This is a genomic window from Bifidobacterium sp. LH_389, from assembly GCF_056357235.1.
On the sequence record NZ_JBKEVR010000008.1, the window covers coordinates 18,387 to 33,744 of the forward strand.

7 protein-coding genes and 2 pseudogenes are annotated in these 15,358 nt (G+C 66.4%); 2 read left to right on the top strand and 7 right to left on the bottom strand.

Annotation, left to right across the window (positions count from 1 at the left end; translation table 11 throughout):
* Nucleotides 1–132 precede the first annotated feature (132 nt).
* Together AC1AZA_RS08410 and AC1AZA_RS08415 are read left to right on the top strand one after the other, a co-directional pair.
* Nucleotides 133–2,097 carry an ABC transporter ATP-binding protein gene (locus tag AC1AZA_RS08410; RefSeq protein ID WP_476514213.1) on the top strand — a complete coding sequence of 655 codons (1,965 nt, stop codon included), beginning with the start codon at nt 133–135 and terminating at the stop codon, nt 2,095–2,097.
* A complete protein-coding gene (locus AC1AZA_RS08415; RefSeq protein WP_476514214.1) occupies nt 2,094–4,040 on the top strand; it encodes an ABC transporter ATP-binding protein in 1,947 nt (648 codons plus the stop codon). The genes AC1AZA_RS08410 and AC1AZA_RS08415 overlap by 4 nt, the downstream gene beginning before the upstream one ends.
* A gap of 100 nt (nt 4,041–4,140) precedes the next feature.
* Here the strand turns inward: AC1AZA_RS08415 and htpX are convergent, their stop codons facing one another.
* From htpX to AC1AZA_RS08450, 7 genes and pseudogenes are all read right to left on the bottom strand, one after another.
* Nucleotides 4,141–5,097 (bottom strand): zinc metalloprotease HtpX, encoded by a 957-nt coding sequence (gene htpX / locus AC1AZA_RS08420; RefSeq protein WP_476514215.1) that lies wholly within the window; start codon nt 5,095–5,097, stop codon nt 4,141–4,143.
* Nucleotides 5,098–5,228: 131 nt separating this feature from the next.
* Nucleotides 5,229–6,680, bottom strand: coding sequence for an FAD-dependent oxidoreductase (locus AC1AZA_RS08425; RefSeq protein WP_476514216.1), 1,452 nt, complete (start codon nt 6,678–6,680; stop codon nt 5,229–5,231).
* Nucleotides 6,681–7,092: 412 nt separating this feature from the next.
* A pseudogene (locus tag AC1AZA_RS08430) lies at nt 7,093–8,676 on the bottom strand (heavy metal translocating P-type ATPase); the annotation flags it as partial.
* A 69-nt stretch (nt 8,677–8,745) separates the two neighbouring features.
* Nucleotides 8,746–9,318: pseudogene (locus tag AC1AZA_RS08435) on the bottom strand (hypothetical protein); the annotation flags it as partial.
* Nucleotides 9,319–9,646: 328 nt separating this feature from the next.
* Nucleotides 9,647–11,218, bottom strand: coding sequence for an MFS transporter (locus AC1AZA_RS08440; RefSeq protein WP_476514217.1), 1,572 nt, complete (start codon nt 11,216–11,218; stop codon nt 9,647–9,649).
* 575 nt (nt 11,219–11,793) lie between these two features.
* Nucleotides 11,794–13,659, bottom strand: a complete 1,866-nt coding sequence (locus AC1AZA_RS08445; RefSeq protein ID WP_476514218.1) for a S1C family serine protease — start codon at nt 13,657–13,659, stop codon at nt 11,794–11,796.
* Nucleotides 13,660–13,869: 210 nt separating this feature from the next.
* A complete protein-coding gene (locus AC1AZA_RS08450; RefSeq protein WP_476514219.1) occupies nt 13,870–15,303 on the bottom strand; it encodes a metallophosphoesterase family protein in 1,434 nt (477 codons plus the stop codon).
* Between the last annotated feature and the right edge of the window lie 55 nt (nt 15,304–15,358).

Genomic DNA, 15,358 nt, shown 5'->3' on the forward strand with positions numbered 1-15,358 from the left:
GCCGATCCGACACGCCGACGGGCGACGCCCCGGCATGCAGTTCGTCCCCGAATTCGTGCGTTTCGTCCCCGGCGGCCGGCGCTTCCCCGCTTTCCGCGTTAGAACTGGACTCAACGCGGAAAGGAGGCGGTCATGGCAACGCACAGCAGCACGGAGGACCGCGATGATTGCAATACCGGCGCCGGATGCCGCGAGGGCAAACCGCGGTACAGCATGTGGAGCAACACCCGGTTCATGCTGTCCCTCGCGTGGCGGGTGGCTCGCGGCGTTCCGTTCGCCGTCACGGCCATGGCGGTCGCCGCCGCCGGCATGACGGTCACGGAACTGTTCATCGCGCCGGTGATCCTGCAGCGCATCGAAACGCGTGCGACGGCGGACGGAACGCTACTCGCGATCGCAGGGTTCACGGCCGTGCTCGTAGCGCTGAATGGAGTGCACGAGTATCTCGACACGTGCAAGGTGTTCGACCGCGCCGCCGTGCGCGACGAACTGCTGTGGAGCATCGGGCGCAAGGTGGCGGGCACCTCGTACGTCAACACGCTGGATCCCGCGTTTCGCGCTGCGGAGCGCAAGTGCAGCGACGCGTGCAACAGCAACTGGGCACCCACCGAGAGGTTCTGGGGCACGTGGACCGAGATCCTCACCAACGTGCTCGGATTCGCGGCCTACCTGGCGGTGCTGTCCGGGCTGAATCCATGGCTGATGGCGGTGGTGCTGGTCACCGCGGCGACCAGCTACCTTTCCGGCAAGCGCATCCATGAGTGGGGTTACCGGCACCGCGAGAGTGAGCAGACCGCGATCAAACGGTTCGAGTACCTCAACGATCTGGGCAACAAACGCGAGTATGCGAAGGACATTCGCATCTTCGGCATGTTGCCATGGATTCTGGAGCTGCGCGCGGGGGCGTTGCGCGCATTGGCGGCGTTCTACGCCAGACGCGAACGAGCGTACATGTGGGCGAGCGTGATCGACGTGACGCTCACCTTCGCACGCAACGGCGTGGCGTATGCGTATCTGATCTGGCTGACTCTGGCGCAGGGGCTGGGTGCGTCGCAGTTCCTGTTGTATTTCACGGCGGTGAGCGGGTTCGGCACGTGGATTACCGGCATCCTCGACCAGTTCGGCGAACTCAACAGGGAAAGCCAGGACATCGCCCAGATCCGCGAATTCCTCGACTGGCCCGAACCCTTCAACCTCACAGGCGGCCGCCCGATCCAACGTACGCCCGGCCACGCGTACGAGATCCGGCTCGACCACGTCTCCTACCGGTACCCGGGCGCCGCCGAGGACACGCTGCACGATTTGAGCCTGACGGTCCGGGCCGGGGAGCGCCTCGCCCTGGTCGGCCTCAACGGGGCGGGCAAGACCACGCTCGTCAAGCTCGCCTGCGGCCTGCTCGACCCCGACTCGGGCCGCGTCCTGCTCGACGGCAGGGACATCCGCGACTACGACCGGCGCGACTACTACCGGCTGTTCGCGGCCGTGTTCCAGGAGTTCAGCGTCCTGGACTCCACGATCGCGCAGAACGTCGCCCAGCGCGTGACGGGCATGGACCGGGCGCGCGTGGCCGAATGCCTTGCGGCCGCGGGCCTGACTGGGCTCGTGGACCGCCTGCCGGGCGGCCTGGACGCGCGCCTGGGGCGCGAGGTGTACGAGGACGGCACGGACCTGTCCGGCGGGCAGGTCCAGCGGCTCATGCTCGCCCGCGCCCTGTACCGCGACGCGCCGATCCTGGTATTGGACGAGCCGACCGCGGCCCTGGACCCGATCGCGGAGGACGACATCTACCGGCATTACGCGCGCATGACCGAGGGACGCACGTCGGTGTTCATCTCGCACCGTCTGGCCTCGACCCGGTTCTGCGACCGGATCGTGCTCCTGGCGGACGGGCGGATCGCCGAGCAGGGCACCCACGAGCAATTGCTCGCCGCCGGCGGCGAATACGCACGCCTGTTCGCCGTGCAAAGCAAATACTACCGGGACAACACCGCGGGGAAACAAGCCGACGCGACGGACGCGGGCGGGACGACGGGCATGTCCGACGCGACGAACGGCACCGGGCCGACGCCACAGCCGCAGGAAGGAGTACGGCGATGAGCGCAGATGCACAAACCGAGGCCAAGGACAACGTGACCGGGATGACCGGGAAAGATGCGGACGAAGCCGATACGTCCACGACGTTCCGCGAGGCATGGCGGCTCAATCTGCGCGCCCTCGGCCTGTACCGGCGGTACCGGCCCGGCTGGTTCGCCGCCACGACCGTCAGCGCCCTGCTCACCGCGGCATTCCCCTATGCGACGATCTGGTTTTCCGCGCGCCTGATCGACGAGCTCGCCGGCGCGCGCGACCCGGGACGCCTGCGCATGTGGGTGCTGCTGACCCTCACTGTCGGTCTGGCGCTAGGGCTGGCGTCAGCAGCCGCCAAACACTGGGAGAACGCGGAAAACGGCGTGATCGAACCCGCGGGATACCAGACGATTCCGGACAAGCTGCTCACCATGGACTATCCGCTCGTGGACGACGAGTCCACTATCAGCGCCGTCACACGCATCCAGCAGACCGACCATCTCACCGGTCGAGGGCAACGCACCGCGCTGTGGATCTACAGGACCTCCATGCCCGCGGTATTCCGGGTCCTCGGAGGCATAGGGCTCTCGGCCACACTGTTCACCACGCCCGTGCCGGACACCGCGGAAGCCGGCTGGCTCACGGCGCTCGACAGCCCGTGGGCGGGAGCGGCAGTCATAGGGCTCATTCTGGCAATCGTATGGGCGTCCACGGCCGCATCCGCCCGGGGCGAGAGGTATTGGGACGTTCTGGACAAGGAAGGCCGGTTCGGCAACCGCGTGTTCCGGTTCTTCGGCTACCTGTACCGTGACGCCCGGCGCGCACTGGACCTGCGCATCTACCGGCAGTACGAGGAAGTGGCGCTGCCGTTCCAGAAAGCCAACGAGCCGTGGGACCTGCACGGACCGTTCGGACGCATCCTATACCGGCGCATGGCCCCGCTGCTCGGTGCAGGCGTGGCGCTCACATCGCTCATCACCGGCGTGGCCTACGCATACGTGTGTCTCAAGGCGCTGGGCGGGGCGTTCGGCGTGGGAGCCGTCACCCAGTACGTGGGCGCGATCACCACCATGTTCGCCGGAGTTTCGAAACTGTTCGAGATGGGCGTGCAGGTCAAGACGAACGGGCCGTTCCTTCGTCGTTTGTTCGGGTTCCTGGACACGCCGAACCTGATGTACCAGGGATCGCTGACCACGGAGAAACGCGCGGACCGCCAGTACGACGTCGAGTTCCGCGACGTGTCCTTCCGCTACCCCGGCACGCCCGCCGACGCGTGGGCCCTTCGCCACGTCAGCCTGCGCTTCCGCATCGGCGGCAGGCTCGCCGTCGTCGGCGAGAACGGGTCCGGCAAGACCACGTTCATCAAGCTCCTCACCCGCCTGTACGACCCCACCGAGGGCGAGATCCTCCTCAACGGCATCGACATCCGCAAATACCGGTACGACGAATACATGCGCCTGTTCTCCGTCGTCTTCCAGGACTTCCGCCTCCTCGCCCTGCCCCTGGGCCAGAACGTGGCCGGAAGCGCCCGCTACGACCCCGCGCTCGTGCGCGACTGCCTGGAACGCGCCGACCCGGACGGACGGCTCGCCGGCCTGCCCGCCGGGCTCGGCACGCCCCTGTACCGCGAGCTCGACGCGCACGGCGTGGACGTGTCCGGCGGACAGGCCCAGCGGATCGCGATCGCCCGCGCCCTGTACAGGGACGCCCCGTTCATCGTGCTCGACGAGCCCACCGCCGCCCTCGACCCGGTCGCGGAGGCCGCGATCTACGCGGGGTTCGACCGGATCGCCACGGACCGGACCGCCGTGTACATCAGCCACCGCCTCTCCTCGTGCCGGTTCTGCGACCGGATCGCCGTATTCGACCACGGACGCATCGTCCAGACCGGCAGCCACGAGCAGCTCGTGGCCGACCATGCGGGCAAGTACTGGCAGCTCTGGCACGCACAAGCCAAGTACTACGGCGCATAGCCGACTAGTCGTATCCGCCGCATGATGACTGACTGCCGTGCAGAGAATGCCTGACTGCGATCGCCGGAGGACTGGCCGTGACGCCCCGGCAGCGATCAGATCAATGCTGGCGATAGACCTGCTGATAGGACTGCTGCTGGAAGGGAATCTGAGCGGCGGCCATCTCCTGACTCATCTGCATGAGACGGGAGATACGCTCTGAGGTCGGCGGGTGCGTGGAAAACAGGCGGCTCAGACCCTCGCCACGGAACGGATTGGCGATCATCATGGCCGCGGCGGACTGCGTACCGGCGCTCTGACGCAACGGCTCGGCCCCGATGCCGGCTTCGATTTTGTTGAGTGCGGAGGCGAGCGCCATCGGATCTCCAGTGAGCAGACTGCCGTCCTCGTCGGCATCGAACTCACGGGTACGACTGATGGCCAGCTGGATAAGCGACGCTCCGAGCGGCGCCAGCACGGCACTGACCAGCACGCCGATCAGCCCCAGCCCGCCGCCGTTGCTCTCGCGATCGTTGCGCCCGCCGCCGAAATACATGAGCGAATAGCCGAGGTAGGTGATCACCGTGGCCATGGCGGACGCCACCGCCGAGGTGAGAATGTCTCGGTTGTAGACATGCATGAGCTCATGGCCCAGCACGCCACGCAGCTCGCGTTCGTTGAGGATGCGCAGAATGCCCTGCGTGCAGCACACGGCGGCATGATTCTCGTTGCGGCCGGTGGCGAAAGCATTCGGGCTCAGAGTGGGCGCGATGTAGATGCGAGGCATGGGGCGGCCCGCACGGGCAGACAGTTCGCGCACGATGCGGTACAGTGCGGGCGCCTGGGCCTCCGAAACCTCGCGCGCGCCCATGGATGCGATGGCGATGCGGTCGGAGAACCAGTAGGACACGAACGTGGTGCCGAGGCCGATGAGAATGTAGATTCCCAGCGTACCCCGGTTACCGCCTGTGGCCCACCAGATCAGCATGATAATGGCCCGCATCAGCCCAAACAGCAGTGTGGTCTTCAGCCCATTGAAGTGGCCGTGCACATGCAATCGTCCCGTTTGCCCGTTCATACTCCACAGACTAGGGAACTACGCTGTGATTTTTCTGGACGTTACCTCAGGATGCCGTGGACGATTCCCCGTGGGCCGTCCAAGGCATCCCAAGTTCCGCCAAACGTCGCGCAGACGCTACACGTTACGCGTTACGCGTGAGCGAGTTCGCGCATCTGCTCCGGTTCGATGACCTTCTTGTGCTCGCGGCCCTCTTTGGCGCCCTCGGCACGTTCGAAGGCGTCCACCTTCTTCCAGCCGGCGAAGTCGATCGGCCTGATGCCGCGACCTTCCAGCAGACGGTCGATGGACTCCTGGTCGCGGTCGGGAGCCACGCGCCCGCCCTCGGCGGCCTTGGCCAGGTCCTCGAGCATGTTGGTCACGATCGCGAGCGCGTCAGACTTGGTGGAGCCGATCAGACCCACCGGGCCGCGCTTGGCCCAACCCGTGGCGTAGAGACGCTCGCGGATCTCGCCGCCGTCAGCCTCGGTGGTGATGCGGCCGTCGCCGTTCGCGTTGGCGAGGTGCGCGCCCTTGGCATCGTAGGCGATGCCGGGGGCCTCCGCAGGCTGGTAGCCGATCGCATGGTACACGGCCTCAACCGGGTAATCGGTGAACTCGCCGGTGCGGTGCATCTTGCCGTCCGCGCCGGTTTCCGTACGCTCCACGCGGATCGCGGTCACCTTGCCGTCCTTGCCCAGAATCTCGGTGGGCGCGGAGTTGAAGTGCACGTAGTACTTGCGGTCGGCGGGATTGCCTTCGTAATCCACGTCGCCGTCGTCCTCCATATCCTCGGCCATGTCGCGGATGGCGAACAGCTCCTCCACCATCTGGCGGGTGAGCTTGTCCTTCTGGGCCACCTCGACGGTGTCGTCATCCAGCTCGAAGTCGTCCTCGTTGATGATGAGCTGCACGCCGGGCAGCTTCTCCATCTCGCGCAGCTCCTGCACGCTGAACTTGGCCTGGGCCACGCCTCGGCGGATGAACAGATGCAGTTCCTTGGCCTGATTGGCCTGGATGCCGGCGTACACGTTGTCCGGGATGTCTGTCTTGGCCTTGAGGTCGTCTGCGTTGCGCATGAGCTCGCGGGCCACGTCCATGGCCACGTTGCCGCCGCCGATCACGGCGACCTTCTGTGCGGTGAGCGGCCATTCTCGCGCGCCAGTGGGATAGCCGTCGTACCATTCGACGAACTTGGCGGCGCCGTACACGCCATCCAGATCCGCACCGGGGATGCGCAGCGGCTTGTCCTTCACGGCGCCGGTGGCGAACAGCACGGCATCGTAGCGGGCGAGCAGGTCCTCGAGGGTCACGTCCTTGCCGAACTCCACGTCGCAGTAGAGGTGGATGTCCGGGTTGTCGAGCGTTTTCTCGAGCGCGTCGGCGATGAACTTGATGGACGGGTGATCGGGAGCCACGCCGTAGCGGACCAGTCCGAAGGGCACCGGCAGCTTTTCGAACAGATCGATGCGGGCCTTGGTGCCGAGACCCAGGCCTTCGCCGAGCTTCCTCAGCTGGCGCAGGAAGATGTCGGAGGAGTAGACGCCGGCCGGACCGGCGCCGATGACGGCGATGCGAAGTTCAGTATTTACGGATTCAGTCACGCGTAACAGCCTATCGCAAGCGGGCGAATCGCGGAAGAGGGCGGGAAGCGAGGGAACGCGAGCTATCTGCGTTCGTGGGGTAGATTGCGGACTTTGCGGACAGGCATCTGCGTTCGTGGGGGACTCCGCACGGCATATCTTGACGAACAGGCCCGCTGCGCTGTTGATATCGCATGTTTCCGCAACAACGCAATGGCATTGGTGTCCCCCACGAACGCAGATGCCTGCCTGCATAAGCGAAAATCTACCCCACGAACGCAGATACCTGTCCGGCATGGCACGAATCATCCTCGGACAAATGCCGTTCGACGGTATATCTCAAGGGGCAAGGCCTCGAACTTCGGCCTTGCCCCACTCAGCAAAGCGGCAGGCCGTGCCGCTCACAGAGACCACGACCCTTGAGAGGCCTCTCTCAGTCCCGGCCGAGCAGCACGGTCAGGGCCCACAGGATGCTCACGACATCGATGGCCTCTTGCAGGAACGCACCCACCACCACCGGGATAAGGTCGAAGGCGGCCGCGACCATGCCCGCGAGAGCAAGGGAAAGCCCCAGCAGCACGGCCTGCAGCATCACGCGTTTGGTGTGCCGTGCGATGGAGATGGCCCGGGGCACGGCGGCAATGCTGTCGTTCATGATCACGATCTGCGCGGATTCGGAGGCGGCAGTAGACGTGCCGTCGGTCATGGCCACGCCGAGATCCGCGGAGGCCAGGACCGGAGCGTCGTTCACACCGTCGCCCACCATCATGGTGACCTCGCCTGAGGTTGCGCCATGCACGGCGGCGACCTTGTCTTCCGGGAACAGCTCGGCACGCACGTCTTCGATGCCGACCTCCTTGGCGATGACGCCTGCGGAGGAACGCTTGTCTCCCGTGAGCATGGTGATCGCATTCACGCCGAGCCGGCGCAGGCGCTCGATGGAGGACCGGGCGTCGGAGCGCGGCACGTCACGCAGCACGATGCGCGCGACGAGTCGACCGTCGACGGACACGTAGGAAGCCATTTCGTCCGGCTGGAGCAGACCGAAGCGCGCGCGAATCTCGGTGGCGGCGCGGGCGGCGGCACCGGTTCCTCCCGACACCGGCTGGAATCCGTCGGACTGCGCATTGGCGAAAGCCAAGCGACCCACGCGAACCACGTGTCCATTCACCTCGCCGCACACGCCGCGACCGGATTCCTCGCGGACGTTGCGCACCACCGGATAGTCGCGGCCGTGCCCCGGCCAGCTTGCCTCCGGTTCGGGGCAGCGGCGCTGGCCGGCGGCGAAACGCCCGCGCAGACGAGCCATGGCTTCAGCGCCGGCCTTCGCGATGCCGCGGGACAGGATGTGCACGGAATACCCCTCGACCACGCCGGCCATCATGAGCACATGGTCCTCGTTGAGCGGGGTTTCGACGCCCGGCAGCATCTCCACGCGCGTCACCTGCGGCTGCTTGACGGTGAGCGTGCCGGTCTTGTCGAAAAAGACATGTGTCACTTGGCCCAGACGCTCGAGCACGGTCTGCGATTTGATGAGCACGCCGGCCTTGGCAAGTCGTCCGGTGCCTGCCATGTAGGCGACGGGCGCGGCGATGAGCAGCGGGCAGGGGGTGGCGAGCACGAGCACCTGCGCGAACCGCGTGGGCACACCGGACATCCACCACGCCAGACCCGCGATGATCAACGACAGTACGGTGAACGGCACGGCCAGGCGGTCGGCAGTCTTCACTACGGCGGGGCGTGACGCCTGCGCACCGGCGACCAGTTGCAGGATGCGCTGGTACTGGGACTGCGCGGCCGGCGCAGCAGCGCGCATGGTGAGCGCGGCGGAACCGTTAACGGCACCGGACATCACGCGCGCACCGGCGTAGACTTCGCGGGGCAGGGGTTCGCCGTTGATGTTCGACAGGTCGAGCGTGGCGGAGCCACTGAGCAGCGTGCCGTCGACGGGCACGGTTTCGCCGGGCAGGACGACGAGCGTATCACCGGGCCGAACCTGTTCGACGGGCACGGTACGCAAATAGGAGGGCACGCTGCCGGACGCATTCGACTTGCCGAACGACGGCGCAGAGCTCGAGCCAGCGGGAGCAGCGGCGGCGGAATCCGCGGTATGCTCCGCAGTGCGGGAGACCTGCCGGAAGCCTTCGTCTGCCGCCACAGCCCCGGACGCCGCGAATCCGACGCCGGGCAGCGCCACCACGTGGGCGGTGCGCGGCGCGGCCTCAAGCAGCGCGGTCAGACTGCTTTCCGCCTTACCTTGCGCATAGGACTCGATGGCCTCGCCCGACGCGATCATCAGCGTGACCGCCCAGCTCGCCCAGTACTCCCCCACGGCCAGCGTGGACAGGATGGCGAGGACCGCCAGCAGGTCGATGCCCACCTGACCGTGGCGCAGATCGTCGATCATGCCGAGCAGCGTGTCCACCACGGTGTACACCACCAGTGCGATCGCCACCCACTGCCCCACGCTCGGATTGGGCGACGACCCCCACAGGCCAAATGTGCCCCACGGCGCGACCGAACCCCATGGCCGCCAATCCCAGAGCAGGGCGAGCGGTACTGCGGAGGCGACCACCACGGGCAGCAGGGGCACGAGACGGCAGACGTCGCCTACGCGTGCAGTGAACGTTGCAAGAACATGTTCGGGACTCCGTATCATGACGGGACTCCTTACGCTGGTATCCGGGCCGTCCGCGCGCAGTTCATCCGCGAGCGCAACACGACCGACACCACCGGGTACCAGCCGCCTGACATTCGCGGCCGCATGGTACAACGCGCGACCGGCTTCATTTGCCTGTCACGCCTTGTTAAACCCATCGCTGCAAGATCTACGGACCGCATCTACACGCCCTACACGAACGTGCCTCACACGGTCAGCATCCCCGCCTCGATACACGGCGTAAAGATTCGCTCTCACTATAGCAACAAACCCGCAACATGCACGATCGGCATGTTGCGGGCTTGGTCCGGGGGTATCGGCTGACGCGTCAGAACGCAGGCTTCACGGGCCACAGGCTCTCGTAGGGGTGACCGGTGAGCTCCTCGCACACCTTGCGCGCCTCGGGCGTCACGTCCGCCTTGGAACCGCCACGCTCCAGACGCTCGATCTCGTTCTTGAGCACCTGATGGGTCTCGCGGTTCAGGTACACGGAGCGGGACAGCACCAGCGCCGCCACGATGAACACGAGCGTGCCGATCAGGAAGACCAGTCCGATGCCCATGCGCACGCTGTCGGGCGTGGTGGCGTAGTTCTTCATGGCCTTGGCATCGTAGCCTGTGAACGCGAGCAGCAGACCGGCTGCCCACGTGGCGACGGCACCGGTGGACTTGCGGAAGAACGTCATGACGGAGGCGTACAGGCCCGTGCGGTCGGCGTGGGTCATGATGTAGTCCACGTCCGCCATGAACGGGAACAGGTTCCACGGCGTGAACTCCAGCAGCGCGCGGCCACACTGGTAGACGAGCGAGACGACCAGCAGGATGGCGAACGGGGAGTCGAGCCTGAGCAGCCACGTGACGCCGTACGCGACCATGGAGACGATGACCAGCCAGTAGGACAGGCGGAACAGGAAGCGCGGGCCATGGGTCATCATGAGTCTGACGGCGCCGATGGTGACCAGAATGCCCACGATGGACAGCGCCTGAAAGGTCCACGCCCAGCTTTCCTGGCTGCCGTACACGCAGCAGACGATGAACGTGGGCAGCAGGGTGGAGTAGAAATCCTTGCCGGTAAAGGACAGCAGGTAGACGCCCAGATGCACGCGGAACGCCTTGTTGCGGAAGGTGTCCACGTAGCCCTTGAGCGACAGTTCGAGGAATTTGAGCGTGGACAGGCTGGTTTCCGCGTCGAGTTCCGCAATGAACTCCGGGGTGAGCGGGCGTTCCCACGTACCGCGGTAGGTGACGAAGATGGCCACCACGAACAGCACGGTCCAGGCGATGCCGGCAATGAGGTAGGCATTCGGGTTGTTGGCCTGCTTGAGCGCGGCGAGGATGAGGAACACCATGGCCGTGCCGGTGGCGGAGATGACCATGCGCGAGCCGGACAGCACCGTGCGTTCGCGGTAGTCGCGGGTCATTTCGGTGGGCAGGCACTCCCACGGCACGAGCATCATGGCGATGATCATTTCCATGGCCACGTAGACCACGAGGTAGTACCAGAAGTTCGGCTGGCCGTCCGCGCCCTGCACGTTGAGCCAGAACAGCGGGAAGACCGCAAGGAACAGGATGCCGCCGATGAGGATGAAGAAGTGGCGGCGGCCGAAGAGCTTGCCCAGACGGGTGCGGTAGAACTCGTCGGTGATCTGCCCGAGCACCAGGTTCCATATGCAGTCCACGATGCGCCCGGCCGCGGCGATGGTGCCGGCGAGCGCCGGGTTGAATCCCTGCGCAAGCGTGAGGTAGGCGAAGATGACGCCGGAGACGATGTTGTTCCAGCCGCCGCCCATCAGGTCCATCATGCCGTACATCAGGCCGCGTTTGACGTTGATCGTGCGCGGGGTGTACACCCATCGCTTGGTCAGGTCCGTCAAGTCCCTTTCACCGCGCTCGTCGCTCATGCGTTCCCATCTCCTTTGACGCGCTGGCCCCAGCCACAGCGCCCAGTATCCGTATTGGCTGTCACGCCCGCGCCGATCTGCCGGCATGGGCGAAAGCCGAATACCAATTTAGAAATGCGCGCCGGCGGGCAAAGCCGTTTTTGCCGCGATTTGCCCCGCATGCCGCGATCGCGAAGAGACGATCGCGCCGTCCGGCATGGGCTGGCCAGAGAAGCCGAGCGAAGTGCGCCTTACGGGAACGGCTTGAAATCAACCGAAACGCACCGTGAAATCAATACGTATCAATCAACGACGACAAGGACAGACAGCCATTTGTGAAACGTCTCACATTGCGCGTATTCGCACGAAAACGGAGACAACATTAGGCAACACAACCGCACATTCGCGATGCCGCCGCCCCGACCGCACACCCGGCCGAGCAAACGGTCAAGAGCACCCGGCCTCACACCCCTCCCACGAAACGCGTATGGCCGCGAGGGGAGCCACCTCCCCTCGCGGCCATATGCGGACTCAATGCCGGACCGTCGAAACGTATCCGTCGACCGGAACCGGACAGCGGGCGCGCATCACGTCCGTCAGTTGCCGAAGCCGAACAGCTGGCTGAACGGATCGGTCACGCCGCCGTTGTCGCCGTAGTTGTTCTGGCCGTTGCCGTTGGAGCCGTTGCCCGAGTTGCCGTAGCCGTAGCCGTTGCCGTTGTTCTGGCTGTTGCCGTTGCCCGAGCTGCTGCCGCTCGAGCTGCCGGAGCCGTTCACCGCGGTTTCCTCCTGATCGAGCGTCACGTTCACCTCGATGGTCTTGCCGTCGCGCACGAGCGTGAGCTTGGCAGTCTCGCCGAGCGCGGAGGCACGCACGTAGCCGAGCAGCGAGTAGACGTCGGACACCGTGTTGCCGTTGTAGCCCACGATCACGTCACCGGCCTTGAGACCCGCCTTGGCGGCCGGGCCGGAGGCGTTGGAGACGGTGTCGATGGCGGCGCCGGCGCGGGTCACGCCGTCCGCCGTGGCGGTGCCGGTCTTCACCTTGATGCCGAGCGCGGCGTGCTGGACCTTGCCGTTGGACACAATTTCGTTGGCCACGCGCTTGACGAGGTTGGAGGGGATGGCGAAGCCGATGCCGATGGAGCCTGCGGACGAGCTAGAGGTGGCGGTGGAGGCGATGGACGAGTTAATGCCGATCACCTGGCCGGCCGCGTTGAAGGTCGGGCCACCCGAGTTGCCCGGGTTGATGGCCGCGTCGATCTGCACGGCGTTGGTGACGATGTCCGCGTTGGTCTCCTCATCGGTCACGGTGACCGGGCGGTTGAGCGCGGAGACGATGCCCGTGGTGGCGGTGTTCTCGTAGCCAAGCGGGTTGCCGATGGCCATCACGTCCTCGCCCACGGCGAGCTTGTCGGAATCGGCGAACTCCACGGCCTTGAGGTCGCTCAGCGGATTGTCGAGCTTGATGACGGCCAGATCGGTGGTGACATCCGTGCCGACGAGCTGTGCGCTGTACAGGTTGCCGTTGGACATGGTCACGGTGATCTTCTGCGCGCCCTCAACCACGTGGTTGTTCGTCACGATGTGGCCGTCGGTGTCGATGACTGCGCCGGACCCCTTGCCGGTGCCGTTGGACAGCGTAGTGGTGATGGACACCACGGAGGAGGACACGTTGCCGGCGATGGTCTTCCAGTCGGGAGCCTCGCCGGTGGTGGCGGTCGCGGAGCCGGAGCCGCCGGTGGAGGAGCCGACGCTGCTGAGGTTCGAGGACGACGGCACGCTGATCACGCCGCCGGAGATGAGCCCCCAGCCGAGGCCCAGCATGAGGGCCGCGGACACGAGGGCCGCGATGACGGCCGTCAGGATGGTGGTCGTTGCGGTGGACTTGCCGCCCCTGACCGGCTGCGGCATGGGCTGGCCCGCCATACCCGGCAGGAACGGTCCCTGCGGCCCCTGCCCCTGCGGCGGCACCTGACCGGGCTGCGGCGGCACCGGCTGCTGAGGCTGCGCACCGTTGGCGGCATTCTGGGCCGGACGCTGCGCACCGAACGGGTTGAAGCCCGCAAAACCGGAGTGCTGGCCGTTCGAGTTCTGCTGGCCGCTATCGGCATTCTGCGAGGGTTCGGGCGCGCCGAACGGGTACGGATTGAACGGGCCCTGCGGCATGCGCTGGCCGTATTCGGGCTGTCCGGGCTGCTGAGGCTGGGCAGGCTGGCTCGACGGCTGGGCATGATAGGTAGGCACCGGGGCCGGCAGCTGGGTGGTCGGCTGGTCCTCGCGGACCGCGGAGGCCGGGGCCGGAATCGTTTCGGTGGGCTGCTCGCCCCGGCTCGTCTGCGCCTCGTCGCCCGCGGCACCCTGCCCCGCGGAGGCCTGTCCCTCGGCACCGACGCCCGCACCGGCGTTGTTCGATGCCGGATCGTTCTGCGCCTGCCATGGCTTCTGCTGATCGTCAGTCATGATTGTGCTCCTTACATTCCTGTTCGCGTGCGCCGCCACCCCGTGGCATCGCCCTTGCGCGAACCGCTAACTAAGAGTAAAGGCAACCGTACTGGAAGTTTCCTGAATGTTGTTTGAAAGCAACGCTGGAATATCCCGTCAGTTCTCCCACACTCGCCACGCCGCGGCAACGGGTACGATCGCAGCGCAGCAACCGGGAGCAACCGGGCGCTACCGCCGCTTGGGACGCAACGCCCCCACGGCGGCCACCACTCCCGCCACGGTAGCGGCAGCGGTGGCGAGCAGGCCCGGCCGGCGCAGCAGATTCACCGCATCCCCGGCGGACGTAGGCATGTGGCTCAGCGCGAACGTATACGCCTTGTTCGCGCTCGGCTTGCCCACCAGGGTGCCGAATTCGAGCAGCTGCGTGCGCGGCTCGTACGGATGGCGGATGTCGAATTCGATGAGACGCACGGCACGCCTCGCCGGGGCCGGACCGTACGCATGGAACCCGCAGGTGGGCGTCACGCCCAGCAGCAGGCCGTCCACCGTGCCCACGAACCCGTTGCGGTGGTCCTGTCCGGCGAACAGCCCCACGTAGTCGCCGGCCTTGAGCGCATCGAACTCCCCGCAATCCCGGTCCGGGCAGCTCACGCCCTCCCCCAGATAGCTGCCGGGAAGGGTCTTCGACTCATCCAGCACGTAGCACTGCTGGTCGAACGTGCGATACCCCTGAATCGCGCGGGCCGTGGTGGCGGGAACCGGCCGGAGCAGCCGGTAGAACTGCGGCAGCGGCGTGTGCTGGAACACCAGCGTCCGCGCGCCGACCAGCGCCGGAACCCGCCGCAGGAACCCGAGCGCCGCATCGGAGGGCGTTCCATAGCCGCCTTCGCGCGCATAATCGCCGGAATCCACCAACGCCAGCCCCAGCACCGCACGGTCGCCGTCCATGCCCCGCACCGGCAGGGCGAACGTGCCAGGCTCGCAGGCGTAGATCGGCTGGTCGGGCAGTCCGGAGCCGGGCTGACGGCGGGGCACCGAAGGGTCGGCTGCCGTGGATTCGGGGTTGAGGCAGCCGGGAAACTCGCGGTAGATCGCATCCAGCTCCGCGTTGCTCAGTCCGCACTGGAAATCGTGGATGCCGTACGTGACGGCGAACGGGATACCGCGGTCCACCATCGGCTTGACGAACGCGGCGATGCTCTGCCGCACCAAGGCACGCGTGTGCTCCAGATCGCGGCGACGGGCGGCGGATTCGTCCACCTGCGGCAATTCCGGCGCGGCGGTGATGCTCTGCAGGGCGTTGCCGACCATCGCACCCACCGATCGGCCCGCAGCGGCGACGCCGTCCCACGTGGTATCCCAACGGCGTTTGCGGAAGGTCTTGGCGTAGGCGGGATCGTATCCGGCGATCTGATCGCCGGTGAAGATCACCAGATCGGGACGGGAGGCGTCCAAGGCCGCTTCGATGAGCCGGACGGTGTCCTTGGCGACGGCGGGACCGTCCTGAAGGTCCGCGAGCTGGAGCACGCGGAATTTGCCGGAGGAGTGGAATTGCAGGCGTCCGAGCCGCGCGGACACGGAGACCGGGTAGTCGTCTCCGTTGCGCGGGTCATGCGGGCGGATGCGCGCGCGGGTGGACTGGGCAATCGACTGGGCAATCATAGGACCACACTACCGCACCGCGCTGGGGACGACGCCGACCGCAGCGGCAGTGGAC

Excerpts from the sequence above, each read along its gene's own strand:
- htpX (WP_476514215.1), bottom strand. The coding sequence starts at position 5,097 with ATGAACGGGCAAACGGGACGATTGCATGTGCACGGCCACTTCAATGGG.
- AC1AZA_RS08415 (WP_476514214.1), top strand. The coding sequence starts at position 2,094 with ATGAGCGCAGATGCACAAACCGAGGCCAAGGACAACGTGACCGGGATG.
- AC1AZA_RS08410 (WP_476514213.1), top strand. The coding sequence starts at position 133 with ATGGCAACGCACAGCAGCACGGAGGACCGCGATGATTGCAATACCGGC.
- AC1AZA_RS08445 (WP_476514218.1), bottom strand. The coding sequence starts at position 13,659 with ATGACTGACGATCAGCAGAAGCCATGGCAGGCGCAGAACGATCCGGCA.
- AC1AZA_RS08450 (WP_476514219.1), bottom strand. The coding sequence starts at position 15,303 with ATGATTGCCCAGTCGATTGCCCAGTCCACCCGCGCGCGCATCCGCCCG.
- AC1AZA_RS08440 (WP_476514217.1), bottom strand. The coding sequence starts at position 11,218 with ATGAGCGACGAGCGCGGTGAAAGGGACTTGACGGACCTGACCAAGCGA.